Here is a 23,275-nt window from a genome sequence, read left to right as displayed (position 1 = left end):
CGCGTCCCGCTGCCGTACAGGTGCCGCCGCCGCGCGCTGCGGCCCGTGCGCCGCAGGCGGCCGATTCGCGCCAGGCCACGCCGCCGTGGGAGGACATCCCGCCGGACGACTACGTGCCGCTCAGCGCCGACGAGATGTTCGGCGGCCCGCCCGACGACGGCTTCGTGCCGGTGTTCGACAGCGGCCCCGACGACGTGCGCGTCACGCCGAGGCCGGCGGAAACCCGTCCGTCCGCACCGGTCGACACGCGTCCGTTGCCGCCCGCGATCGCACTCGATCCGGTCGGCTTCGACGGCGAATGGCCGGCGTTGGCCGCGCGGCTGCCGCTCAAGGGCGTCGCGTACCAGCTCGCGTTCAACAGCGAACTGACGGCCGTCGATGCGACGACGTTGAAACTTTCCGTGCCGGTGCCGCAATATGCGGACGCCGCGCAGGTGGCGAAGCTGAAGGCCGCGCTGGCCGATGCGCTCGGCAAGCCGGTCGAGGTGGCCGTCGAAGTCGGGCCCGCACGGCGTACGGCGGCGGCGCTCGATGCGGCCGCGCGCGCGGCGCGCCAGCGCGAGGCCGAGCAGGAGATTCACGGCGATCCGTTCGTCCAGCAGCTCGTGCGCGACTTCGGTGCGCGCATCGTCGAGGGTTCGGTGCGCCCGCTCGCCGATGCGGCGCCGGACGGCCCGCCGCCGACGCTGCATTGAACTGAGCGCCCCGCGACAGGCACAATCACGCCCACACATTGGCCGGCACGCGCCGCGTGCCGGTTTTCACACGATCAAGAAGGAGTATTCCCATGTTGAAAGGCAACCTCGCCGGTCTGATGAAGCAAGCGCAGCAAATGCAGGAAAACATGAAGAAGATGCAGGAGCAGCTTGCGCTGATCGAAGTCGAAGGGCAGTCGGGCGCCGGCCTCGTCAAGGTGACGATGACGTGCCGCAACGAAGTGCGTCGCGTGTCGATCGACCCGAGCCTGCTCGCGGACGACAAGGACATGCTCGAGGATCTCGTCGCGGCTGCGTTCAACGACGCCGTGCGCAAGGCCGAAGCGACGTCGCAGGAAAAGATGAGCGGCATGACGTCGGGCCTGCCGCTGCCCCCGGGTTTCAAGCTGCCGTTCTGAGCGCAGCGTCCGTGTCACTTTTTGCTGCCGTATGAAACAGCCGTCCGCCCTGTCCGCGCTCGTCGAAGCGTTGCGCGTGCTGCCCGGCGTCGGGCCGAAATCCGCCCAGCGCATGGCGGTCCACCTGATGCAGCACGATCGGGAGGGCGCGGAGCGGCTCGGCCGGTCGCTGCTGTTCGCGACCGAGCACCTGCAGCACTGCGAGAAGTGCAACACGTTCACCGAAGCGCAGATCTGCGAGGTCTGCAGCGACGAGGAGCGTGATCCGACGCTGCTGTGCGTCGTCGAGACGCCTGCCGACCAGATCATGCTCGAGCAGACGATGACTTACCGCGGGCTGTATTTCGTGCTGATGGGCCGGCTGAGCCCGCTCGACGGGATCGGCCCGAAGGAAATCCATTTCGACCGCCTCGTGCGGCGCGCGTCCGACGGTGTCGTCAAGGAAGTCGTGCTCGCGACCAACTTCACGAACGAGGGCGAAGCCACCGCGCACTACCTCGGCCAGACGCTGAAGGCGCGCGGGCTCGCGGTCACGCGCCTCGCGCGCGGCGTGCCGGTGGGCGGCGAGCTCGAATACGTCGACGCGGGCACCATCGCCCGCGCGATGCTCGACCGCCGCACGATGTAAGCCGGGCGCCGCCGGCCGGCGGCGCCGTTCCTCATGCTAGGGAGACACATGAGCACCAGCCAGGGCCCGCTCGCGGGCGTCAAAGTGCTCGAATTCGGAACGCTGATCGCGGGACCGTTCGCGTCGCGGCTGTTCGCCGAATTCGGCGCGGAAGTGATCAAGATCGAGGATCCGAACGGCGGCGACCCGCTGCGCAAGTGGCGCAAGCTCCATCCGGAGCAGGGCGGCACGTCGCTGTGGTGGTCCGTCCAGGCGCGCAACAAGAAATCGGTCACGCTCAACCTGAAGGCCGACGCCGGCAAGGCGATCGCGCGGCAACTCGCGCGCGAGGCCGACATCGTGATCGAGAATTTCCGCCCGGGCCTGCTCGAAAAGCTCGGGCTCGGCTACGACGTGCTGTCGGCCGAGAATCCGGGCCTCGTGATGGTGCGCCTGTCCGGTTACGGGCAGACCGGCCCGTACCGCGACCGGCCCGGCTTCGGCGCGATCGCCGAATCGATGGGCGGGCTGCGTCACATCACCGGCTATCCCGAACTGCCGCCGCCGCGCATCGGCATCTCGATCGGCGATTCGATCGCCGCGCTGCACGGCGTGATCGGCGCGCTGATGGCGCTGCATCACCGCAAGGTCAACGGCGGTGCGGGGCAGGTGGTCGACGTAGCACTGTATGAAGCCGTCTTCAACATGATGGAAAGCGTGGTGCCCGAATACGGCGTGTACGGGATGGTGCGCGAGCGCACCGGCGCGTCGCTGCCGGGCATCGTGCCGTCGAATACGTATGCGTGCCGCGACGGCAGCATCGTGATCGGCGGCAACAGCGACCCGATCTTCAAGCGGCTGATGAAGGCGATCGAGCGCGACGACCTCGCCGACGATCCCGCGCTCGCGCAAAACGACGGGCGCGTGCCGCGCACGCAGGAGATCGACGATGCGATTGCCGCGTGGCTCGCGCCGCGCACGATCGAAGAAGCACTCGTCGTGCTCAACGCGGCCGACGTGCCGGCCGGGCGCATCTACAGCGCCGCCGACATGTTCGCCGATCCGCAGTTCATCGCGCGGCAGATGATCCAGCGCTTCAAGCTGGCCGACGGCACCGACATTCCGCTGCCGAACATCACGCCGAAGCTGTCCGACACGCCGGGCGAAACGCGCTGGCTCGGGCCCGAACTCGGCGAGCATACGGACGAGGTGCTGCGCGGCCTCGGCTACGATGCGCCGGCGATTGCCGCACTGCGAGACGCGGGCGCGATTTGAGCACCCTCGAGCCTGTCGCTTCGCGCCGGGCTCCCGGAACGGCGCATTCCCCAGGGGCGCTCCGTTGGCGGGGGAAAACCCGGGGCGGCGCGGTGTTTTCCTGAGCACGCGGAACGCCGCACCGCAACGCGGCGGCGCAGCGTGTCCGGGTGCCCGCAGCCGCCCATCCGCAGTCGCCGGACTGTCGCTCTCGCGCCATCTTTCCTCGGTTACAATCGCCGGATGCGAATCCTACTCAGCAACGACGACGGCTATCTCGCCCCCGGTCTCGCCGCGCTCAGCGACGCGCTGCAGCCGCTGGCCGAGCTCACGGTGATCGCGCCCGAGCAGAACTGCAGCGGCGCGTCGAATTCCCTCACGCTGTCGCGGCCGCTGTCGGTGCAGCGCGCGGCGAGTACGGGTTTCTTCTACGTGAACGGCACGCCGACCGATTCGGTGCACGTCGCGTTGACGGGGATGGTCGACACCAGGCCGGACCTCGTCGTTTCCGGGATCAACAACGGCCAGAACATGGGCGAAGATACGCTCTATTCGGGGACAGTTGCGGCCGCCACCGAAGGCATCATGTTCGGCGTGCCGGCCATCGCATTCTCGCTGGTCGACAAGGGCTGGGCCCATCTGGCGGACGCCGCGCGCGTCGCCGCGGAAATCGTCGAGCACTTTCTCGCGCATCCGCTGCCGGGCCAGCCGCTGCTCAACGTCAATATTCCGAACTTGCCGTACGACGAACTGAAAGGCTGGAAGGTCACGCGCCTCGGCAAGCGTCATCCGTCGCAGCCGGTGATCCGCCAGACCGACCCGCGCGGCGAACCGATCTACTGGATCGGCGCGGCGGGTGAAGCGCTGGACGCCAGCGACGGCACCGATTTTCACGCAGTGGCAAACGGTTTCGTGTCGATCACGCCGCTGCAGCTGGACCTCACGCATACGCAGATGCTGCCCGCGACGCGCGAATGGGCGCGCGCCGGAGGGCGGGCTTCATGAGCGGCGAGCGCGCGAAGCGGTTCCCGCTCGCGCTCGAAGATCTCAAGCGAGCGCCACGCAAGTCGGAAGGTCGGGCCGGTGAACGCCATGCGGCGGTTGCGGTGGCGAAGGCCGCCGACAAACCTGCAGCCGTGCTGAAACCGGTTGCGGTGAAGCCGGCTGCGACGCGATCGGCATTGCCCGGCTCCGCCGCCGCGAAGCCGGCGACCGCACCGAAACCGACCGCACTGAAGCCCGCGATGCCGAAGCCGGCCGCGCCGAGCATCGCGCCGGCCGGCGCGTTCGCGCTTACGTCGGAACGTGTGCGCGAACGGATGGTCGAACGGCTGCGCGCGAACGGTGTGACCGACGCGCGCGTGCTGGAAGCGATGGCCGCGGTGCCGCGACACATGTTCGTGGATCCGGGGCTCGCGACGCAGGCTTACGAGGATTCGGCGTTGCCGATCGGCCACCAGCAGACCATTTCAAAGCCGTCGGTCGTCGCGCGCATGATCGAGCTCGCGATGGCCGGCCGCACGCTCGAGCGCGTCCTCGAGATCGGCACGGGCTGCGGCTATCAGGCCGCCGTGCTGAGCCACGTGGCACGCGACGTGTATTCGATTGAACGCATCAAGCCGCTCTACGAGCGCGCGAAGCTGAACCTGCGGCCGCTGCGCGTGCCGAACATCCGTCTGCACTACGGCGACGGGCGTGTCGGCCTGCCGTCCGCGGCCCCGTTCGACGCGATCGTGATTGCGGCAGCGGGGCTCGACGTGCCGCAGGCGCTGCTCGAGCAGCTCGCGATCGGCGGGCGGCTCGTCGCGCCGGTCGGCGCGCAGAGCGGGCAGCACCAGGTGCTCACGCTCGTCGAGCGCGTCGCGCACGCGCAATGGCGAGAGTCACGGCTTGATCGCGTTTTCTTTGTCCCTTTAAAATCCGGAGTAATTTGAAACCGATGAGTATGTTGCGCGCGATGCAAAACAACCGTTCCAGGGAACCGCTCACGCTCGCCCAGCGGGCGATCTGCGTAGCTGCGTTCTCCACGCTTCTGGCCGCCTGTGCGACGCGGCTCGACAACGCGCCCGTCGTCGATCGCTCCGGTTCGCTCGGCACGACCGGCACCGCACAGCCCGCGGCGCCGCTTCCCCCCGCGCCACCGGGTTACTACCGGGTGAAGCCGGGCGACACGCTGTACCGGATCGCACTCGAAAACGGGCAGAACTATCGCGACATCGCCGCGTGGAACAACCTGGCGAACCCGAATCAGATTGAAGTCGACCAGCTGCTGCGTGTTTCGCCGCAGGCCGGTGCCGCCGTTGCGGGCACGCAGGTCGCCGCGCCGATCGCGGGCGCCGCCGTTGCGACCGCGCCGCTCAGCAGCGGCCCGGCAACGCCGGCCGCCGGTACGTCGTCGTCGGTCGCGACGCCGCCTGCCGCGGCCGCCGCATCGAGCGATACGGCAGCCGCGCCGAGCGGCCCCGTGACGTTCGCATGGCCCGCGCGCGGTCCCGTGCTGAACGGTTTCGATGATGCGAAGAACAAGGGCGTCAATATCGGCGGGTCGGCCGGCGAGACCGTGAAAGCGGCGGCCGACGGTCGCGTCGTCTACTCCGGCAATGGCCTGCGCGGCTACGGCAACCTCATTATCATCAAGCACGATGCAACTTACCTCACGGCGTATGCACACAATCGCGCTTTGATGGTAAAAGAGGGGGATGCGGTAACGAAGGGGCAGAAGATCGCCGAGATGGGGAACAGCGATTCCGACCGCGTGATGCTGCATTTCGAGGTTCGCCGGCAGGGTAAACCTGTCGATCCGCTGAAGTATTTGCCGCCTCAATAACCGAGACGACCATGCCGAAATCGAAGCGCCACGAGCCGCAAGCCGAATCTGAGAAAATCAGTCGAGCCACGCAAGCATCGGTGGGGCGAGCTGGTGCTTCGACGGACGACGAAGACGACGTCGCGGACAACGAGCGTGACCTCGAGGCACGCGACTCTGAAGCGGACGGTGGCGACGACGAGCGCGAAGGCCGCGCCGAGGCGGTGCCCGACGTCGACGATTTCCGCACGATGCTGCAGGCCGAGCTCACGGCCGACACGATCCAGCATTACCTGAACCGCATCAGCGTGAAGCCGCTGCTCACCGTCGAGGAAGAGCAGCGCTATTCGCGTCTGGCCAAGGCCGGCGAATTCGAGGCGCGGCAGGTGATGATCGAGCGCAACCTGCGCCTCGTCGTCAGCATCGCGAAGGGGTATCTGAACCGTGGCGTGCCGCTGCTCGACCTGATCGAGGAAGGCAACCTCGGCCTGATGCATGCAATCGAGAAATTCGACCCGACGCGCGGTTTCCGTTTCTCGACCTACGCGACGTGGTGGATCCGGCAGAGCATCGAGCGCGCGATCATGAATCAGGCCCGCACGGTGCGCCTGCCGGTGCACGTGATCCGCGAACTGAACCAGGTGCTGCGCGCGAAGCGTCACCTCGAAAAGAACTCGATGTCGACGGGTGAAGCGGCCGAGCGCCGCGAAGCCAGCATCGACGACATCGCCTATCTCACCGGCAAGACCGCCGAGGAAGTCACCGACATCCTCGCGCTCAACGAGCACACGGCGTCGCTCGACGCGCCGCTCGACCTCGATCCCGCGAGCAGCTTGCTCGACCTGCTGCCCGACGACCAGAGCCAGTCGCCCGACGCGGAGGTTCAGCACCGCGAGCTCGAGACGCTGACGCGCGCGTGGCTGTCGCGGCTGTCCGACAAGCATCGGCATGTGATCGAGCGTCGCTTCGGCCTGAACCACATCGAACCGGCAACGCTCGAAGAGCTGGCCGACGAGATGGGGCTCACGCGCGAGCGCGTGCGCCAGATCCAGCAGGAAGCGCTGGTGCGCCTCAAGCGGTTTTTCGCCTCCAACGGCGTGCGCAAGGACGCCGTTCTGTAACCGATGACTCCGATTCTTGTTTTTGACATCGAGACGATTCCCGATGTCGACGGCATTCGCCGTCTGGAAGATCTGCCCGCGACACTCGACGATGCCGCGGTGGCCGAACATGCGTTCGCCGCCCGCCGCGAGAAGACCGGCGGCGATTTCCTGCCGCACCACCTGCAACGCATCGCGGCGATTTCGTGCGTGTTCCGCGACAACAACGGTTTTCGCGTGCGCTCGCTCGGCACGCCGCAGGACAACGAAGCGACGCTGATCCAGTCGTTCTACCGCGTGATCGAGAAATACACGCCGCAGCTCGTGTCGTGGAACGGCGGCGGCTTCGATCTGCCGGTGCTCCATTACCGCGCGCTCGTGCACGGCATCCCCGCCAGCCGCTACTGGGATCTCGGCGAGGACGACCGCGATTTCAAGTGGAACAACTACATCTCGCGCTACCACTCGCGGCATACCGACCTGATGGATGTGCTCGCGATGTATCAGGCGCGTGCGAACGCGCCGCTCGACGCGCTCGCGAAGATGTGCGGTTTTCCGGGCAAGCTCGGGATGGACGGCAGCCAGGTGTGGCCGGCGTTCCAGGCTGGGCGGATCGAGGAAATCCGCAACTATTGCGAAACCGACGTCGTCAATACCTACCTGTTGTATTGCCGGTTCCAGTTGATGCGCGGCGGCCTGACGCCGAGCGAGTATGCGGACGAGATCCTGCTCGTGAAGAACTCGCTTGCACAGGAGCCTGCGTCGCACTGGGCCGAATACCTGGCCGGTTTCGACGCATAGCGCGGGCGACGTGCACCGCGGCCGGTGGGGCGATCATGCCAGTTCGAGCAGCACCGGCTGGTGATCGGACGCCCGCACGTCGCCGTCGATCTCGCAGCGCGTGATGCGCGGCAGCAGCGTATCGGTCACGAACACGAAGTCGCACGCGAGCGGCCCATCCGACCATTGCACCGTATCGTAGACACCCGCCGTCGGCGGTGGCACGCGACCTGGGTGCCGAGCGACCCAGGCGTCGATGAAGCGCGGCGCGTCCGGGATCGGCTCCAGGAGTCGGCAATAGGCCTCGCTGCCGAACGCGCTGTTGAAGTCGCCGCAGATGATCGCATCGCATGGCTGGCCGGTCGCGCTGAACGGCCCCTCGGCGGTTTCGGCGGGTGCCGGTCGTGCCGCGTGCGCGCAGGCCTCGCGGTGCCGGTCGCGCAATGCGTCGACCTGGGCGCGCCGCTGGCGCGCCGAATAATATTCCAGATGCGTGGTGACTACCCGCAGTGGCCCGACAGGCGTCTGCAACTCGACGTCGAGCGCGACGCGCGGCATCGACGGCGCGCCGGCGTCGGCCGGCCACGGCAGCAACTGGCGGAGCACGCGCCCGACCGGCAGCCGGGTCGCGATTGCGTTGCCGAACTGGCGGCGGGGTGCGCCCGGCTCGATGGCCGGCAGGTCGGCGCCGATCGCTTCGACGATCGTATATCCGGGCAGCAGCGCCGCGAGTTCGGCAAACTGGTCGGCGCCGGGCCGGCCGGGCAGTGCGCCAAAGCCGCGCGTGACTTCCTGCAGGCACAGCACGTCGAAGTCGCCGAGCGCGCGGATCGCCGCGACGGTGCGTGACAGATCGACGCCGCCGTCCGCGTCCCGACCCCATTGGATGTTCCAGTCGATCAGTTGCATGGTCGAATCTCCTGTTTGGCGGATCTCCGGCCCAGGGCCGCTCCGGCGCCACGGGCCACGCGGCCGCCGGTCTCTCGGGGCCGCCTGTCCGGCTGCTTCGGCGCAATGCCGGGCCGTCTATGCTTAAGTATCGACCCTTGGCGCATGCAAAGCGGGCGATGCGGGCCTGCGTCGTCTACAATCTCGCCTTCTTCAACGTTTGTCAGGAAAAGCTGGTGTCCGAAGCCGTCCCCACTTCTGCGCGCAAATCAAGAAACGCGCCCGTCGCGCCCGGAATCGCCCCGGTTCTCGAGATCGAATCGCTCGACATGGAAGCGCGCGGTGTCGGCCGCACGATCACCGAGGACGGCGAGCCGGGCAAGGTCATCTTCGTCGAGGGTGCGCTGCCGGGCGAGCGTGTGACCTATTCGAGCTTCCGCCGCAAGCCGAGCTACGAGCAAGCGACGGTCGTCGACATTCTGCGCCCGAGCGTGATGCGCACGAAGCCTAAATGCGCGTTCTTCGGTACCTGCGGCGGCTGCTCGATGCAGCATCTCGACATGCGGGCGCAGGTGGCGGTCAAGCAGCGCGTGCTCGAAGACAACCTGTGGCACCTGGCGAAGCTGCGCGCGGAAACGATGTTCGCGCCGATTCACGGCCCGTCGTGGGGCTATCGCTACCGCGCGCGCCTGACCGTGCGCAACGTCGCGAAGAAGGGCGGCGTGCTGGTCGGGTTCCACGAGAAGAAGAGCAGCTACGTCGCCGACATGACGAGCTGCGAAGTGCTGCCGCCGCACGTGTCGGCGATGCTCGTGCCGCTGCGCCGGCTGGTCGAGGGGCTGTCGATCCGCGATCGGATGCCGCAGATCGAGCTCGCGGTCGGTTCGGAAGTCACGGCGCTCGTGCTGCGCGTGCTGGAGCCGATCAATGCGGACGACGAAGCGCTGCTGCGCGCGTTCGCTGACGAGCACAAGGTGCAGTTCTGGCTGCAGCCGAAAGGGCCGGACACGGTGACGCCGTTCTATCCGCTTGACGTGTCGCTCGACTACACGCTGCCGGAATTCGGCATCCGCATGCCGTTCAAGCCGACCGACTTCACGCAGGTCAACCATCAGATCAACCGCGTGCTGGTGGGCCGCGCGCTGCGCCTGCTCGCGCCGTCGCGCGATGACCGCGTGCTCGACCTGTTCTGCGGGATCGGCAACTTCACGCTGCCGCTCGCGCGGCTGTCGCGCGAGGTGATGGGCATCGAAGGCAGCGATACGCTGACGACGCGCGCGCTGGCGAATGCGCGCGAGAACGGTGTCGACGGCCACACGACGTTCGCATGCCGGAACCTGTTCGAAGTGACGGGCGACGACATGCGTGCGCTCGGCGCATTCGACAAGTTCCTGATCGATCCGCCGCGCGAAGGCGCGCTCGCGGTGTCGAAGGCGCTGGCCGAGATCGCGCAGAGCGGCGAAGGCCCGTTGCCGAAGCGTATCGTCTACGTGTCGTGCAACCCGTCGACGCTGGCGCGCGACGCGGGCCTGCTCGTGCACGAGGCCGGCTACCGCCTGAAGGGCGCCGGTGTCGTGAACATGTTCCCGAATACGTCGCACGTCGAATCGATCGCGCTGTTCGAGCGCGACTGAGCCCGGCGGCGGACGTAAAAAAACCGGCCCGCGGGCCGGTTTTTTCATGGTGTGTAGCGAACGTCAGTTGCGGTTGCCGCCGAAGATGCCGAGCAGCGCGAGCAGGTTCGTGAACACGTTGTATAGGTCGAGGTAGATCGCGAGCGTGGCCGAGATGTAGTTCGTTTCGCCGCCGTTCACGACGCGCTGGACGTCGAACAGCATGTAGGCGGAGAAGATCGCGATCGCGAGCACCGACACGGTGAGCATCAGCGCCGGGAGTTGCAGGAAGATGTTCGCGACCGATGCGAGCAGGATCACGATCACGCCCATGAACAGCCACTTGCCGAGCCCCGAGAAGTCGCGCTTGCTGACGGTGGCGATCGTCGCCATCGCGGCGAAGATGATGCCGGTGCCGCCGAACGCGAGCATGATCAGCGACGGGCCGTTCGAGAAACCGAGGATGAAGCTCAGCAGCCGCGACAGCATCAGGCCCATGAAGAACGTGAAGCCGAGCAGCACGAACACGCCGGCCGCGCTGTTTTTGGTCCGCTCGATCGCGAACATGAAGCCGAATGCGATCGCGAAGAACGCGAGCAGGCTCATCATCGGGCTCGTGGCCGCGAACAGCGAGAAGCCCGTCGCGACGCCGACCCAGGCGCCCAGCACGGTCGGCACCATCGACAGCGCGAGCAGCCAGTACGTGTTCCGCAGCACGCGGTTGCGAACCTCGGCGGTGCTGACGGAACCGCCGCGGCCGAAATTGTACGGATAGTCGTTCATGGTTTCTCCTAACATTGAACGCGTGGGCGTCCGGGGCCGGTTCGGCACACGCGGTGTGCGGCGCAGCAAACCGGAGCAGCTATGGCTAAGATACGTTCCGTGCCGGGAGGTTTCAATGGCCAGGCGGCACAAAACATATGGATTCGGAACCTTTCACGTGTGTAAGGGTTCAATCGCAATGATACACGGGATCGTGCTACAATAGCGGATTCATTTGAACCTGTAACTTCTTAATTTTTTGGAGTTTTTATGGCAATCGAGCGCACCCTGTCGATCATCAAGCCGGATGCGGTGGCAAAGAACGTGATCGGCCAGATCTACAGCCGTTTCGAAGGCGCCGGCCTGAAGATCGTCGCATCGCGCATGGCGCACCTGTCGCGTGCTGACGCAGAGAAGTTCTACGCGGTTCACGCAGCACGTCCGTTCTTCAAGGACCTCGTCGATTTCATGATCTCGGGCCCGGTGATGATCCAGGTTCTGGAAGGTGAAGGCGCGATCCTGAAGAACCGCGACCTGATGGGCGCGACGGATCCGAAGAAGGCGGAAAAGGGCACGATCCGCGCCGACTTCGCCGACAGCATCGACGCGAACGCCGTGCACGGCTCGGACGCTGCTGAAACGGCAGCGGTCGAAATCGCGTTCTTCTTCCCGGAAATGAACGTTTACTCGCGCTAAGCCCTGGCTGGCAGCAAGTAGGCAGGATTCAGCGCACGCGGCAAGGCAGCACATCATGACGAGCGAAACTTCCGTCAATCTTCTCGACTTCGATGCCGAGGGTCTTGTCGCGTACTGCGGCAGCCTCGGCGAGAAGCCGTTCCGCGCCAAGCAGTTGCAGCGCTGGATCCACCAGTACAACGCTGGCGACTTCGACGGCATGACCGATCTCGCGAAGTCCTTGAGAGAAAAACTCAAGGGCCGCGCGTCGATCGGCATGCCCGAGATCGCCAGCGATCACGTTTCCACCGACGGCACGCGCAAGTGGCTGATCGACGTCGGAAACGGCAATGCGGTTGAAACCGTGTTCATCCCGGAAGAGACGCGCGGCACGCTGTGCGTGTCGTCGCAGGCCGGGTGTGCGGTCAACTGCCGCTTCTGTTCGACGGGCAAGCAGGGCTTTTCCCGCAACCTGTCGACAGCTGAAATCATCGGCCAGCTCCGGATGGCCGAATTTGCATTGCGAGCGTCACTGGGCCGCGCGCCCGGTCCGAACGGCAAGGCCGAACGGGTCGTCACCAACGTCGTGATGATGGGCATGGGCGAGCCGCTGCTGAATTACAGCGCGGTCGTGCCGGCGATGCGGCTGATGCTCGACGACAACGCGTACGGCCTGTCGCGCCGCCGCGTCACGCTGTCGACGTCCGGCGTGGTGCCGATGATGGACCGCCTCGGCGCCGAGCTGCCAGTCGCGCTGGCCGTTTCGCTGCACGCACCGAACGATCCGCTGCGCGACGAGCTGGTGCCGCTCAACAAGAAGTATCCGCTGCGCGAGCTGATGGCGGCTTGCCAGCGTTATCTGAAAGTCGCGCCGCGCGACTTCATCACTTTCGAATACTGCATGCTGGACGGCGTCAACGACACCGAAGCGCATGCACGCGAACTGCTGGCCGTCACACGCGACGTGCCGTGCAAGTTCAATCTGATCCCGTTCAATCCGTTTCCGGAATCGGGCCTCATCCGCTCGAAACCGGAGCAGATCAAGCGCTTTGCACAGGTCCTCATCGACGCGGGTGTCGTCACGACCGTGCGCAAGACGCGCGGTGACGACATCGATGCCGCGTGCGGCCAGCTGGCCGGCGCGGTGAAGGATCGCACGCGCCTCGCGGAACGGACGGGCGCAGCAGGAAAAATCATCGAAGTTCGGGCGATTTGACAGGGACGCCTAGCCGGGGATGCTAGGGCCTTTGAGCGGTACAACACGCGAATAGCGATCGGTCGCGGCGCCTCGGCGTCGCGCATGGTTAGGACAGTTGCGGGTGCCGGCCGGCGGGAACCGGCGGCGGCCGCCAGTGAAGAAGAATCGACGCGAGGACAAGGATGAGTGAGCCGCAGCCGTCTAACGGCGCAGAGACGAATGGCGCGAAGCCGGCACCGGCAGGGTTGGAATCGCTTGCGGCAGTCGGCAGCCGACTGGCGCAGCTTCGGGAGACAAGGGGTTGGACCGTCGACGACGTGTCGGCGCGACTCAAGGTCGCACCGCAGAAGCTTCGGGCACTCGAGGCCGGTGACATCAGCCATTTGCCCGGCGTGACGTTCGCGCTCGGTGTCGTGCGCAGCTACGCGAAGATGCTCGGCGTCGATCCGGAGCCGTTCGCGCAGGCGTTGCGCCGCGAGCGCGGCGTGCCGGAAGTCGACCTGTCGATGCCCGCGTCGTCGGGCACGGATCTGCCGCGTGGCCGCGTGTCGATTCCGCTGGGCGGGTCGTCGCGGCATCACCCGTGGCTCTGGGGCACGGGGATCGTCGTCGTCGCGGTGGTAGCCGTACTGATGTGGCACACTGGCGGCGATTCGTCGAGCCTGCTCGCGCGCTTCAAGAGCGGCGATGCCGAGCATGCGTCGGCCGCGAGCACGCCGGCGGCATCGTCGTCTTCCGTCGAAGAGGCGGCCTCGAGCGGTGCGTCTGCCGGAATCGCGAATGAGGTTCCGGCCCCGGCTGTTGCGTCTGCAGCCCCGGCACCGGCAGTTGCATCGGCTGCTCCGGCGCCTGCGCCCGTGGCGCCGGTCGTGACGGCAGCCGCATCGCAGCCCGTCGTGGCAACGACGGCGGCCAGTGCCGCCGCGCCGGCCCAGCCGACGAGCGTCGCGGTGGCGGCTGGCCAGTCGATGATCGAACTGAAGGTCAAGCAGGACAGCTGGTTCAGCGTGCGCGACAAGAGCGGCAAGGAGCTGTTCTCCGGGCTGGTGCACGGCGGCGAGGCGAAGCAGGTCGCCGGCGACGGCCCGTTCAAGGTCACGATCGGCAACAAGGCGGGCCTCGACGCGATCGCGTTCGACGGAAAACCTGTCGATCCGGCAAAATATTCGGCAGCGCGGGGTAATGTGGCGCGGTTCACGTTGCCCTGACGTCAAGCGCCGTGGCGAAGGCCTGTCGTCGATATCGGCAGGCCGTGAGGGCACGGCGCTTTTTCAATTCATGCGCCGCGTCGCGGCGCATTCCGCGTAAATGGATCTATCGATGCAATCCGAAGCTCAATCCCCACGCAGCAGTCAGATTTGTTCAACCGAGCCGGTGTTCGGCGGGCACCAGCCGCGCCGTGTATCGCATGCGGTGGATGTCCGCTGGGGCGGGCAGCTCGTGACGATCGGCGGCGACGCGCCGGTGCGCGTGCAGTCGATGACGAATACCGACACGGCCGACGCGATCGGCACGGCAATCCAGATCAAGGAACTCGCGAACGCGGGCTCCGAACTGGTGCGCATCACGGTCAACACGCCCGAGGCCGCGGCCGCCGTGCCGGCCATCCGCGAGCAGCTCGACCGCATGGGCGTAACCGTGCCGCTCGTCGGCGATTTCCACTACAACGGCCACCTGCTGCTGCGTGACTACCCGGGCTGTGCCGAGTCGCTGTCGAAGTACCGGATCAACCCGGGCAATGTCGGCCAGGGCGCGAAGCGCGACACGCAGTTCGCGCTGATGATCGAGGCGGCTGCCAAGTACGACAAGGCGGTGCGGATCGGCGTGAACTGGGGCAGCCTCGACCAGGACCTGCTCGCACGCATGATGGACGAGAACGGCGCGCGTGCGCAGCCGTGGGATGCGCAAAGCGTGATGTACGAGGCGCTGATCCAGTCGGCGATCGGCTCGGCCGAGCGTGCGGTCGAACTGGGCCTCGGCCGCGACCGCATCGTGCTGTCGTGCAAGGTCAGCGGCGTGCAGGACCTGATCGCCGTATACCGTGAGCTTGGCCGCCGCTGCGGCTTCGCGCTGCACCTCGGGCTGACCGAGGCCGGCATGGGCTCGAAGGGCATCGTCGCGTCGACGGCTGCACTCGGCGTGCTGCTGCAGGAAGGGATCGGCGACACGATCCGCATCTCGCTGACGCCGGAACCGGGCGCGCCGCGCACGGGCGAAGTGATCGTCGGCCAGGAAATCCTGCAGACGATGGGCCTGCGCTCGTTCGCACCGATGGTGATCGCGTGCCCGGGCTGCGGCCGTACGACGAGCACGCTGTTCCAGGAACTCGCGATGCAGATCCAGACCTACCTGCGCGAACAGATGCCGGTCTGGCGCAAGGCGTATCCGGGCGTCGAGAAAATGAACGTCGCGGTGATGGGCTGCATCGTCAACGGCCCGGGCGAATCGAAGCACGCGAACATCGGCATCAGCCTGCCGGGCTCGGGCGAGAACCCGGCCGCGCCTGTCTTCATCGACGGCGAGAAGGTCAAGACGCTGCGCGGCGAGCGGATCGCCGAGGAATTCCAGCAGATCGTCAGCGACTACGTCGAACGCAACTACGGCCGCGCTGAGGCCACGAACTAATTCGTCCACACACACGATGACTGAACAAAAACGCAAGATCGAGAAGCTCACCGGCGTCAAGGGCATGAACGACATCCTTCCGCAGGATGCCGGCCTTTGGGAGTTCTTCGAAGCTACGGTGAAATCGCTGCTGCGCGCCTACGGTTACCAGAACATCCGCACGCCGATCGTCGAGCACACGCAACTCTTCACGCGCGGCATCGGCGAGGTCACCGACATCGTCGAAAAAGAAATGTACAGCTTCACCGACGCGCTGAACGGCGAGAACCTGACGATGCGCCCGGAAAATACCGCGGCCGTCGTGCGCGCGTCGATCGAGCACAACATGCTGTACGACGGCCCGAAGCGCCTGTGGTACATCGGCCCGATGTTCCGTCACGAGCGTCCGCAGCGCGGCCGCTATCGCCAGTTCCACCAGGTCGGCGTCGAGGCGCTCGGCTTCGCGGGCCCTGACGCGGACGCCGAGATCATCATGATGTGCCAGCGCCTGTGGGACGACCTCGGCCTGACCGGCATCAAGCTCGAGATCAACTCGCTCGGCCTCGCCGAAGAGCGTGCCGCGCATCGTGTCGAACTGATCAAGTACCTCGAGCAGTTCGCCGACGTGCTCGACGAGGATGCGAAGCGCCGCCTGTATACGAACCCGCTGCGCGTGCTCGACACGAAGAACCCCGCGCTGCAGGAAATCGCGCAGAACGCGCCGAAGCTGATCGACTTCCTCGGCGACGAATCGCGCGCGCATTTCGAAGGGCTGCAGCGCCTGCTGCTCGCGAACAACATTCCGTTCAAGATCAACCCGCGTCTCGTGCGTGGCCTGGACTACTACAACCTGACCGTGTTCGAGTGGGTGACCGACAAGCTCGGCGCGCAGGGCACGGTCGCAGCCGGTGGCCGCTACGATCCGCTGATCGAGCAACTCGGTGGCAAGCCGACCGCCGCGTGCGGCTGGGCGATGGGCATCGAGCGGATCCTCGAGCTGCTGAAGGAAGAGGATCTCGCACCCGAGCAGGAAGGCGTCGACGTGTACGTCGTGCACCAGGGCGAGACCGCGCGTGAACAGGCGTTCATCGCGGCCGAGCGCCTGCGCGACACGGGCCTCGACGTGATCTTCCACTGCAGCGCCGACGGCGCGCCGGCGAGCTTCAAGTCGCAGATGAAGCGGGCCGACGCAAGCGGCGCCGCGTTCGCGGTGATCTTCGGTGAAGAAGAGGTTGCAAACGGCACGGTGGGTGTGAAAGCGCTGCGCGGTGCGGGCGGAGACGGGGAAAAGAACGTTCAGCAGACCGTACCGGTCGAAGGCTTGACCGAATTCCTAATCAATGCGATGGTTGCATCCGCCGAAGACGGCGACGACTGATCGCGCTGGCATCCGCTCGACAAGAAAAGCCTGAACAGGAAGGAATCGCTCGCCGATGAGTTATCACGACGAACAAGAATCGATTGAAAGTGTCAAGGCGTGGTGGGCCCGCTGGGGCAACCTCACCACGTGGATCGTGCTCGCGGCGCTCGTCGTCGCGGCCGGTTTCAACGGCTGGAACTACTGGCAGCGCCGTCAGGCTGCCGAGGCGTCCGGGCTGTACGAACAGGTCCAGAAGGCCGCCGCCGCGAACGACAAGGCGACGATCGCTCGCGCGGCCGCCGACATGGAAGACAAGTTCGGCAGCACGCCGTATGCGCAGATGACTGCACTCTCCGCTGCGAAGACGCTGTACGCAGCCGGCGACTCGGCCGGTGCGAAGGCGCAGCTGCAATGGGCCGTCGATCACGCCAAGGATGACGAGTACAAGCAGATCGCGAAGCTGCGTCTCGCGTCGCTGCTGCTCGACGAGAAGGCGTACGATGCGGGCCTCGCGCTGCTGTCGGGTACGCCGGTCGATGCATTCAAGGGCCTCGTGGCCGATCGCCGCGGCGATCTGCTTGCCGCGCAAGGCAAGACCGACGATGCGCGCGCAGCTTACAAGCTCGCGCTCGACGGCCTGTCGAAGGACGACCAGTCCGCGCGTCAGCTCGTGCAGTTCAAGCTGGACGCGCTCGGCGGCTGAACCCCGGTCCCCTCAACCTCTTAACTCTGCTTCGCTAACCGATGAATTTGCTGAAACGTTACGCTGTGCCCGTTGCCTGCGCGGCGGCTGTCCTCGCACTGGCGGCTTGCTCGTCGTCGAAGGATGCGCGCCGCGTGCCGACGCCGCTCACCGAGTTCAAGCCCGTGATGGACGTGCAACAGGTCTGGAAGGCGAGCGTCGGCAAGGGCGGACGCTACCTGTTCTCGCCGGTGGCCGTGGGTGACGCCGTCTACGCGGCGGGCGAAAACGGTTCGGTCGAGAAGATCGACGCGAAGACGGGCCAGACGCTCTGGCGCGCGAAGGTTGGCTCCGACCTGTCGGCCGGTGTCGGCAGCGACGGTAACCTGACCGCGGTCGGTGCGTTGAAGGGCGGCGTGTTCGTGCTGGGTCCGGACGGCAAGCAACTGTGGAAGACCACCGTGCAGGGCGAGATCTTCTCGCCGCCGCTCGTGGGCAACGGCCTCGTGGTCGTCCGCACGATCGACGGCCAGGTGATCGCGTTCAACGCGCAGACGGGCGAGCAGAAGTGGAACTACCGCAACCGCGCGGTGCCGCTGAACCTGCGCGTGTCGGCCGGCATGACGTTTGCGGGTGACGCGGCGGTGCTGGCGGGCTTCCCGGGCGGCGGGCTGGTCGCGATCAATCTGCAGACGGGCGAGCCGTTCTGGCAGACGCCGGTGTCGTTCCCGAAGGGTGTGACCGAGGTCGAGCGCATCAACGACGTCAGCGGTCCGCCGACGCTCGTGGGCGCGGAAGCCTGCGCGGTGACGTTCCAGGGTCAGCTTGGCTGCTTCGATGCGAACTCGGGCCGCCCGCTGTGGGAAAAGCCGTTCTCGAGCCGTAGCGGCCTCGCGCAGGACGATTCGGTGGTCGCCGGCGGCGACGACTGGTCGGTCGTCACTGCGTACGACGCGGCCACGGGCAACCAGCTGTGGCGCAACGACAAGCTGAAGAGCCGTGACGTCGGCGTGCCGTATCTGCTCGGGCACGCGGTCGTGATGGGCGATTACAAGGGCTTCGTGCACTTCCTGTCGCGCGAAGACGGCAGCTTCATCGCACGGATGAAGACCGACGGCAGCGCGATTACGGCGGCGCCGGTCCTCGCGGGCAATACGCTCGTCGTGCAGACGAAGGACGGCGGCCTGTACGGATTCCGTCCGCGCTGACGCGCAGGAAACATGCGCGGCCGTGGCGCGACGGGCTTGTCCCGCGCGCCGCGGCCGCGCGACTTGAAGGCGGCCGGTGCTCCCGGCCGCTCGGTATTTGAAAGGCAGTTCGAGACGAAAGACGACGGCGCGCGACGCGCGCCAGGCGCGCGCATCCGGCGCGGCGCGAATTCGTGATATTTTCATTCAGCGCAGCCGCCCGCAGCAGCGGGCCTCCCGCTGCTGCGCTTCACCGTAGAAAACACAGATGAAACCGGTCATTGCCCTCGTTGGGCGCCCCAATGTGGGGAAATCCACGCTGTTCAACCGGCTCACGCGCTCGCGCGATGCGCTGGTCGCCGACTTGCCGGGCCTGACGCGCGATCGCCATTACGGCGAAGGGCGCGTCGGCGAGCGGCCGTACCTGGTCGTCGACACGGGCGGCTTCGAGCCCGTCGCGAAGGACGGCATCCTGCACGAAATGGCCCGCCAGACGCGGCAGGCGGTCGAGGAAGCCGACGTCGTCGTGTTCATCGTCGACGGCCGTAACGGGCTCGCGCCGCAGGACAAGTCGATCGCCGACTACCTGCGCAAGACCGGCCGGCCGATCTTCCTCGTCGTCAACAAGGCCGAGGGGATGAAGTACACGGCGGTCGCGACGGACTTCTACGAGCTCGGGCTCGGCGATCCGCGTGCGATCTCGGCTGCGCACGGTGACGGCGTCACCGACATGATCAACGAGGCGCTGGACGTCGCGTATGCGGACCGTCCGGAGGAAGAGGACGAGAACGATCCTTCGCGCGGCATCAAGATCGCGATCGTCGGCCGCCCGAACGTCGGCAAGTCGACGCTCGTGAACGCGCTGATCGGCGAGGATCGCGTGATCGCGTTCGACATGCCGGGCACGACGCGCGATTCGATCTACGTCGACTTCGAGCGTAACGGCAAGAAATACACGCTGATCGACACGGCCGGCCTGCGCCGCCGCGGCAAGGTGTTCGAAGCGATCGAGAAGTTCTCGGTCGTGAAGACGCTGCAGTCGATCTCCGACGCGAACGTGGTCATTCTTCTGCTGGATGCGCAGCAGGACATTTCCGACCAGGACGCACATATCGCCGGCTTCGTCGTCGAACAGGGCCGCGCGCTCGTGATCGGCGTCAACAAATGGGACGGGCTCGACGAGCATGCGCGCGATCGCGCGAAAGCGGATTTGACCCGCAAGCTGAAATTCCTCGACTTCGCGAAATCGCACTTCATTTCGGCCACGAAGAAGACGGGCATCGGCACGCTGATGCGCTCGGTCGACGACGCATACGCGGCGGCGATGGCGAAGCTGCCGACGCCGAAGCTTACGCGCGCGCTGATCGAGGCGGTCGAGTTCCAGCAGCCGCGCCGTCGTGGCCCGGTGCGTCCGAAGCTGCGCTACGCGCACCAGGGCGGCCAGAATCCGCCGATCATCGTCATCCACGGTAACGCGCTCGACGCCGTGACGGAAACGTACAAGCGTTACCTGGAAAACCGGTTCCGCGAAACTTTCTCGCTGACTGGGACTCCATTGCGCATAGAGTTCCGTTCGTCGAACAATCCGTACGCGGACAAGAGCTGAAGACGTCTGTTACACGCGTCACGCAAGGGGTTGGCCGCAAGGCCTATGCCCCCGGCGGGCCAGACAAAATCGGCTATAGTGTAGCGATTGGCGCCGGATCTCTTTTTCTTCGCCGCCAATCCAGATCAACCTGCAAAAAAAGATGGAGTACGCCATGAGCAACAAAGGGCAATTGTTACAAGACCCGTTTTTGAACGCACTGCGCAAAGAGCACGTTCCCGTTTCGATCTACCTCGTCAACGGCATCAAGCTTCAAGGGAACATTGAATCGTTCGACCAGTACGTCGTGTTGCTCCGTAATACGGTGACCCAGATGGTGTACAAGCACGCCATCTCGACGGTCGTGCCGGCGCGCCCGGTGAATTTCCACCCGGACGCGGAAGCCTCGTCCTAACCTATCGCAGCGGCCGGCATCCGGTCGCCGCGAGCGACCGATGCCAGCCGCCTTATCTTGACACCTGAAAATTTGATCAACGCAGCGCTCGTCGGCATCGATTTCGGCAAGACCGATTTCGAAGCCAGTCTCGAAGAACTCAGTCTTCTCGCCTCCAGCGCGGGGGCCCGTCCCGCAGTCACCCTCACGGGTCGTCGTTCCAGTCCCGATGCCAAGATGTTCATCGGCAGCGGCAAAGCCGAAGAACTCCGGCTCGCCTGCGACGCGCACAACGTCGAAATCGTCATCTTCAACCACGCATTGGCGCCCGCCCAGCAACGTAATCTGGAGCAGGCACTTAACAGGCGCGTGGTCGATCGCACCAGCCTCATCCTCGACATCTTTGCACAGCGTGCCCGCAGTCACGAAGGCAAGCTGCAGGTCGAACTCGCGCAGCTTCAGTACCTGTCGACGCGGCTCATTCGCGCGTGGACCCACCTTGAACGGCAGAAGGGTGGTATCGGCCTGCGCGGCCCGGGTGAAACCCAGCTCGAAACCGACCGCCGGCTGATCGGCGAACGCATCAAGATGCTGAAGTCGCGGCTCGACCGGCTGCGCCGGCAACACAGCACGCAACGCCGCCAGCGCGCGCGCAGCGGCACGATGTCGGTGTCGCTCGTCGGCTATACGAACGCGGGCAAGTCGACGTTGTTCAACGCGCTGACGAAAGCGCAGGCCTATGCGGCCGACCAGCTGTTCGCCACGCTCGATACGACGTCGCGGCGCGTGTACCTCGGCGACGAGGTCGGCCAGATCGTCGTGTCGGATACGGTCGGGTTCATCCGCGAGCTGCCTCACCAGCTGGTCGCCGCATTCCGCGCGACCCTCGAGGAAACGATCCACGCGGATCTGCTGCTGCACGTGGTCGATGCGTCGAGCGCGGTCAGGCTTGAACAGATCGAGCAGGTCAATGGTGTGCTGCACGAGATCGGCGCGGACACGATCCGCCAGGTGCTGGTGTTCAACAAGATCGACGCCGTGCCTGAGCTGGCGGCCCGCGGCGACGCGGTCGAGCGGGACGAGTATGGTAATATTTCGCGCGTCTTTTTGAGCGCGCGCACCGGTCAGGGTCTTGACGCGTTGCGTGCCGCCATCGCCGAAATCGCCTCCGCGGAACACCTTTCCAGCGCGACGTTACCCAACGGCGCGCTCGACGGCGCCCCCGCTGAACCACACGAAGACCACACGATTTCCGAACACGGGCGCTAACCGGTCCCGGCCGGTTCGTCGGCGTCTAATCTGGTGAACAAACTCTGGTGAACGAATACAACGAGCGGAGTACCTGGCGGCGGATGCGCGCCTTGCTGTCGATCAACGATCCCCGCTGGGGACGCGGCGAAGGCAATGGCAAAGACGGATCCCGTCCCCGCCTGAACGAATCGAAGCGTCCGCAAGGCGGCGACGGCGATGGTCCGCCCGATCTCGACGAGATGTGGCGCAACTTCAACCGGCGCCTGAACGGCCTGTTCGGCGGCAAGGGCGGCAACGGCTTCCGTCCTGACAACGGGCGAGCCGCGCGCGTCGGCGTCGGCATCGTGATCGGCGTGCTGGTCGCGGTCTACGCGGGCAGCGGGCTGTTCGTCGTGCAGGAAGGGCAGACGGGCGTCGTGCTCCAGCTCGGCAAGCTGTCGGGCACGGTCGGCCAGGGCGTGCACTGGCGCGCGCCGTATCCGTTCGCGTCGCACGAAATCGTCGATACGTCGCAGGTCCGCTCGATCGAGATCGGCCGCAACAACGTCGTGCGTCTTGCGAACGTGAAGGAAGCGGCGATGCTGACGCGCGATGCCGATATCGTCGACGTGCGCTTCATCGTCCAGTACCGCATCCGTTCCGCGACCGATTACCTGTTCCGCAGTGTCGATCCCGAGCGCAGCGTCTCGCAGGCCGCCCAGGCCGCGGTACGTGCGATCGTCGGCACGCGCAGCGCGGCCGACGTGCTGAACCAGGACCGCGACGCGCTGCGTGGGCAGCTCTCCGCCGCGATCCAGCGCGATCTCGATCGCTACCAGTCGGGGCTCGAGGTGACGGCCGTCACGATGCAGAGCGTTGCGGCGCCCGAGCAGACGCAGGCCGCCTACGGTGAAGTCGCGAAGGCGCGCGACGAGCGCGAGGCCGCGAAGCGTGCGGCGCAAGCCTATGCAAACGATCTGCTGCCGAAGGCGCAGGGCGATGCGGCGAAGCTCGTCGACGAAGCGAAGGCGTATGCCGATCGCGTTGTCACGGAAGCCGAAGGCGATGCCGACCGCTTCAAGCAGGTCTATGCGCAGTACTCGAAGGCGCCCGCGGTGATCCGCGAGCGGATGTATCTCGAGACGATGCAGGAAATCTATTCGAATTCGACGAAGGTGTTCGTCGGCAACAAGGGCGGCAACAGCGTCGTGTATCTGCCGCTCGACAAGCTCGTCGAGCAGGGGCGGCAAAACGCCGCGGCGTCCACCGGCGCATCCGCGCCCGATGCGGCGTCGGCACCGGCGGCCGTCGCGCCGGCAGCAGCGGCACCCGCGAGTGCGGCGTCGGCCGCGGCCGCGTCGGGCAACGACGTGCTGCGATCGCGCGAAGCGTTTCGCAGCCGGTCGCGCGAAGACGATACGAAGTAACGGGGAGCG

General features: G+C 66.2%; 23 protein-coding genes. 21 read left to right on the top strand and 2 right to left on the bottom strand.

Features of this window, described 5'->3' with window-relative positions; genetic code table 11:
* The 9 genes from F3J15_RS27610 to F3J15_RS27570 form a co-directional block, all read left to right on the top strand.
* Positions 1 to 695, top strand: a 695-nt coding sequence (locus F3J15_RS27610; protein ID WP_275692406.1) for a DNA polymerase III subunit gamma/tau C-terminal domain-containing protein, incomplete at its 5' end; no start/stop codon positions are given.
* A gap of 92 nt (positions 696 to 787) precedes the next feature.
* A complete protein-coding gene (locus F3J15_RS27605; protein WP_006482124.1) occupies positions 788 to 1,114 on the top strand; it encodes a YbaB/EbfC family nucleoid-associated protein in 327 nt (108 codons plus the stop codon).
* A gap of 31 nt (positions 1,115 to 1,145) precedes the next feature.
* Entirely contained in the window at positions 1,146 to 1,742 is a 597-nt protein-coding gene (gene recR / locus F3J15_RS27600) for a recombination mediator RecR (protein WP_006478665.1), read from the top strand.
* 48 nt (positions 1,743 to 1,790) lie between these two features.
* Positions 1,791 to 2,996 carry a CaiB/BaiF CoA-transferase family protein gene (locus tag F3J15_RS27595; RefSeq protein WP_166895158.1) on the top strand — a complete coding sequence of 402 codons (1,206 nt, stop codon included), beginning with the start codon at positions 1,791 to 1,793 and terminating at the stop codon, positions 2,994 to 2,996.
* 222 nt (positions 2,997 to 3,218) lie between these two features.
* On the top strand, positions 3,219 to 3,980 hold the full coding sequence (gene surE / locus F3J15_RS27590) for a 5'/3'-nucleotidase SurE (RefSeq protein ID WP_166895156.1): 762 nt from the start codon (positions 3,219 to 3,221) through the stop codon (positions 3,978 to 3,980).
* A complete protein-coding gene (locus F3J15_RS27585; RefSeq protein ID WP_166895154.1) occupies positions 3,977 to 4,909 on the top strand; it encodes a protein-L-isoaspartate(D-aspartate) O-methyltransferase in 933 nt (310 codons plus the stop codon). Before surE ends, F3J15_RS27585 begins: the two co-directional genes overlap by 4 nt.
* Positions 4,910 to 4,914: 5 nt before the next feature.
* Entirely contained in the window at positions 4,915 to 5,802 is an 888-nt protein-coding gene (locus F3J15_RS27580; RefSeq protein WP_069248110.1) for a peptidoglycan DD-metalloendopeptidase family protein, read from the top strand.
* 11 nt (positions 5,803 to 5,813) lie between these two features.
* Positions 5,814 to 6,902 (top strand): RNA polymerase sigma factor RpoS, encoded by a 1,089-nt coding sequence (gene rpoS / locus F3J15_RS27575; RefSeq protein ID WP_069248109.1) that lies wholly within the window; start codon positions 5,814 to 5,816, stop codon positions 6,900 to 6,902.
* A 3-nt stretch (positions 6,903 to 6,905) separates the two neighbouring features.
* Positions 6,906 to 7,682, top strand: a complete 777-nt coding sequence (locus F3J15_RS27570; RefSeq protein ID WP_039360281.1) for a 3'-5' exonuclease — start codon at positions 6,906 to 6,908, stop codon at positions 7,680 to 7,682.
* A 33-nt stretch (positions 7,683 to 7,715) separates the two neighbouring features.
* On the opposite strand, the gene F3J15_RS27565 is transcribed toward F3J15_RS27570, so the two are convergent.
* Positions 7,716 to 8,570: an endonuclease/exonuclease/phosphatase family protein gene (locus F3J15_RS27565; RefSeq protein ID WP_166895152.1), complete on the bottom strand. Its 855-nt coding sequence runs from the start codon at positions 8,568 to 8,570 to the stop codon at positions 7,716 to 7,718.
* A 215-nt stretch (positions 8,571 to 8,785) separates the two neighbouring features.
* Here F3J15_RS27565 and rlmD point away from each other — a divergent pair, with 215 nt between their 5' ends.
* On the top strand, positions 8,786 to 10,183 hold the full coding sequence (gene rlmD / locus F3J15_RS27560) for a 23S rRNA (uracil(1939)-C(5))-methyltransferase RlmD (RefSeq protein ID WP_083265946.1): 1,398 nt from the start codon (positions 8,786 to 8,788) through the stop codon (positions 10,181 to 10,183).
* A 63-nt stretch (positions 10,184 to 10,246) separates the two neighbouring features.
* Here the strand turns inward: rlmD and F3J15_RS27555 are convergent, their stop codons facing one another.
* Complete coding sequence (locus tag F3J15_RS27555) at positions 10,247 to 10,945, bottom strand: Bax inhibitor-1/YccA family protein (RefSeq protein ID WP_006761414.1); 699 nt, start codon at positions 10,943 to 10,945, stop codon at positions 10,247 to 10,249.
* Between the two features lie 249 nt (positions 10,946 to 11,194).
* Between F3J15_RS27555 and ndk the strand changes: the two genes are divergently transcribed.
* The 11 genes from ndk (at position 11,195) to hflK (ending at position 23,266) form a co-directional block, all read left to right on the top strand.
* Positions 11,195 to 11,620: a nucleoside-diphosphate kinase gene (gene ndk / locus F3J15_RS27550; protein WP_006478674.1), complete on the top strand. Its 426-nt coding sequence runs from the start codon at positions 11,195 to 11,197 to the stop codon at positions 11,618 to 11,620.
* A 55-nt stretch (positions 11,621 to 11,675) separates the two neighbouring features.
* Entirely contained in the window at positions 11,676 to 12,815 is a 1,140-nt protein-coding gene (gene rlmN, locus F3J15_RS27545) for a 23S rRNA (adenine(2503)-C(2))-methyltransferase RlmN (RefSeq protein ID WP_069248105.1), read from the top strand.
* Positions 12,816 to 12,979: 164 nt separating this feature from the next.
* Positions 12,980 to 14,005 carry a helix-turn-helix domain-containing protein gene (locus F3J15_RS27540; RefSeq protein ID WP_166895150.1) on the top strand — a complete coding sequence of 342 codons (1,026 nt, stop codon included), beginning with the start codon at positions 12,980 to 12,982 and terminating at the stop codon, positions 14,003 to 14,005.
* A 112-nt stretch (positions 14,006 to 14,117) separates the two neighbouring features.
* Positions 14,118 to 15,422: a flavodoxin-dependent (E)-4-hydroxy-3-methylbut-2-enyl-diphosphate synthase gene (ispG, locus tag F3J15_RS27535; protein WP_089484071.1), complete on the top strand. Its 1,305-nt coding sequence runs from the start codon at positions 14,118 to 14,120 to the stop codon at positions 15,420 to 15,422.
* Positions 15,423 to 15,438: 16 nt separating this feature from the next.
* Entirely contained in the window at positions 15,439 to 16,779 is a 1,341-nt protein-coding gene (hisS, locus tag F3J15_RS27530; RefSeq protein WP_039360260.1) for a histidine--tRNA ligase, read from the top strand.
* Between the two features lie 55 nt (positions 16,780 to 16,834).
* On the top strand, positions 16,835 to 17,464 hold the full coding sequence (locus F3J15_RS27525) for a tetratricopeptide repeat protein (protein WP_039360256.1): 630 nt from the start codon (positions 16,835 to 16,837) through the stop codon (positions 17,462 to 17,464).
* A 41-nt stretch (positions 17,465 to 17,505) separates the two neighbouring features.
* Positions 17,506 to 18,651 (top strand): outer membrane protein assembly factor BamB, encoded by a 1,146-nt coding sequence (gene bamB, locus F3J15_RS27520; RefSeq protein WP_069248102.1) that lies wholly within the window; start codon positions 17,506 to 17,508, stop codon positions 18,649 to 18,651.
* 247 nt (positions 18,652 to 18,898) lie between these two features.
* A complete protein-coding gene (der, locus tag F3J15_RS27510) occupies positions 18,899 to 20,236 on the top strand; it encodes a ribosome biogenesis GTPase Der (protein WP_046197066.1) in 1,338 nt (445 codons plus the stop codon).
* Positions 20,237 to 20,390: 154 nt separating this feature from the next.
* Positions 20,391 to 20,630, top strand: a complete 240-nt coding sequence (hfq, locus tag F3J15_RS27505) for an RNA chaperone Hfq (protein WP_006399927.1) — start codon at positions 20,391 to 20,393, stop codon at positions 20,628 to 20,630.
* A gap of 72 nt (positions 20,631 to 20,702) precedes the next feature.
* Positions 20,703 to 21,878 (top strand): GTPase HflX, encoded by a 1,176-nt coding sequence (gene hflX, locus F3J15_RS27500; protein WP_174946413.1) that lies wholly within the window; start codon positions 20,703 to 20,705, stop codon positions 21,876 to 21,878.
* A 47-nt stretch (positions 21,879 to 21,925) separates the two neighbouring features.
* Complete coding sequence (hflK, locus tag F3J15_RS27495; protein WP_166895148.1) at positions 21,926 to 23,266, top strand: FtsH protease activity modulator HflK; 1,341 nt, start codon at positions 21,926 to 21,928, stop codon at positions 23,264 to 23,266.
* Positions 23,267 to 23,275: the final 9 nt, after the last annotated feature.

This window comes from Burkholderia sp. Ap-955 (assembly GCF_011753045.1).
GTDB lineage: Bacteria > Pseudomonadota > Gammaproteobacteria > Burkholderiales > Burkholderiaceae > Burkholderia > Burkholderia lata_D.
This window is presented reverse-complemented; position numbering and strand designations above follow the sequence as displayed.

Coding starts and splice junctions, on each gene's coding strand:
- F3J15_RS27605 (WP_006482124.1), top strand. CDS start 788: ATGTTGAAAGGCAACCTCGCCGGTCTGATGAAGCAAGCGCAGCAAATG.
- recR (WP_006478665.1), top strand. CDS start 1,146: ATGAAACAGCCGTCCGCCCTGTCCGCGCTCGTCGAAGCGTTGCGCGTG.
- F3J15_RS27595 (WP_166895158.1), top strand. CDS start 1,791: ATGAGCACCAGCCAGGGCCCGCTCGCGGGCGTCAAAGTGCTCGAATTC.
- surE (WP_166895156.1), top strand. CDS start 3,219: ATGCGAATCCTACTCAGCAACGACGACGGCTATCTCGCCCCCGGTCTC.
- F3J15_RS27585 (WP_166895154.1), top strand. CDS start 3,977: ATGAGCGGCGAGCGCGCGAAGCGGTTCCCGCTCGCGCTCGAAGATCTC.
- F3J15_RS27580 (WP_069248110.1), top strand. CDS start 4,915: ATGAGTATGTTGCGCGCGATGCAAAACAACCGTTCCAGGGAACCGCTC.
- rpoS (WP_069248109.1), top strand. CDS start 5,814: ATGCCGAAATCGAAGCGCCACGAGCCGCAAGCCGAATCTGAGAAAATC.
- F3J15_RS27570 (WP_039360281.1), top strand. CDS start 6,906: ATGACTCCGATTCTTGTTTTTGACATCGAGACGATTCCCGATGTCGAC.
- F3J15_RS27565 (WP_166895152.1), bottom strand. CDS start 8,570: ATGCAACTGATCGACTGGAACATCCAATGGGGTCGGGACGCGGACGGC.
- F3J15_RS27555 (WP_006761414.1), bottom strand. CDS start 10,945: ATGAACGACTATCCGTACAATTTCGGCCGCGGCGGTTCCGTCAGCACC.
- ndk (WP_006478674.1), top strand. CDS start 11,195: ATGGCAATCGAGCGCACCCTGTCGATCATCAAGCCGGATGCGGTGGCA.
- rlmN (WP_069248105.1), top strand. CDS start 11,676: ATGACGAGCGAAACTTCCGTCAATCTTCTCGACTTCGATGCCGAGGGT.
- F3J15_RS27540 (WP_166895150.1), top strand. CDS start 12,980: ATGAGTGAGCCGCAGCCGTCTAACGGCGCAGAGACGAATGGCGCGAAG.
- ispG (WP_089484071.1), top strand. CDS start 14,118: ATGCAATCCGAAGCTCAATCCCCACGCAGCAGTCAGATTTGTTCAACC.
- hisS (WP_039360260.1), top strand. CDS start 15,439: ATGACTGAACAAAAACGCAAGATCGAGAAGCTCACCGGCGTCAAGGGC.
- F3J15_RS27525 (WP_039360256.1), top strand. CDS start 16,835: ATGAGTTATCACGACGAACAAGAATCGATTGAAAGTGTCAAGGCGTGG.
- bamB (WP_069248102.1), top strand. CDS start 17,506: ATGAATTTGCTGAAACGTTACGCTGTGCCCGTTGCCTGCGCGGCGGCT.
- der (WP_046197066.1), top strand. CDS start 18,899: ATGAAACCGGTCATTGCCCTCGTTGGGCGCCCCAATGTGGGGAAATCC.
- hfq (WP_006399927.1), top strand. CDS start 20,391: ATGAGCAACAAAGGGCAATTGTTACAAGACCCGTTTTTGAACGCACTG.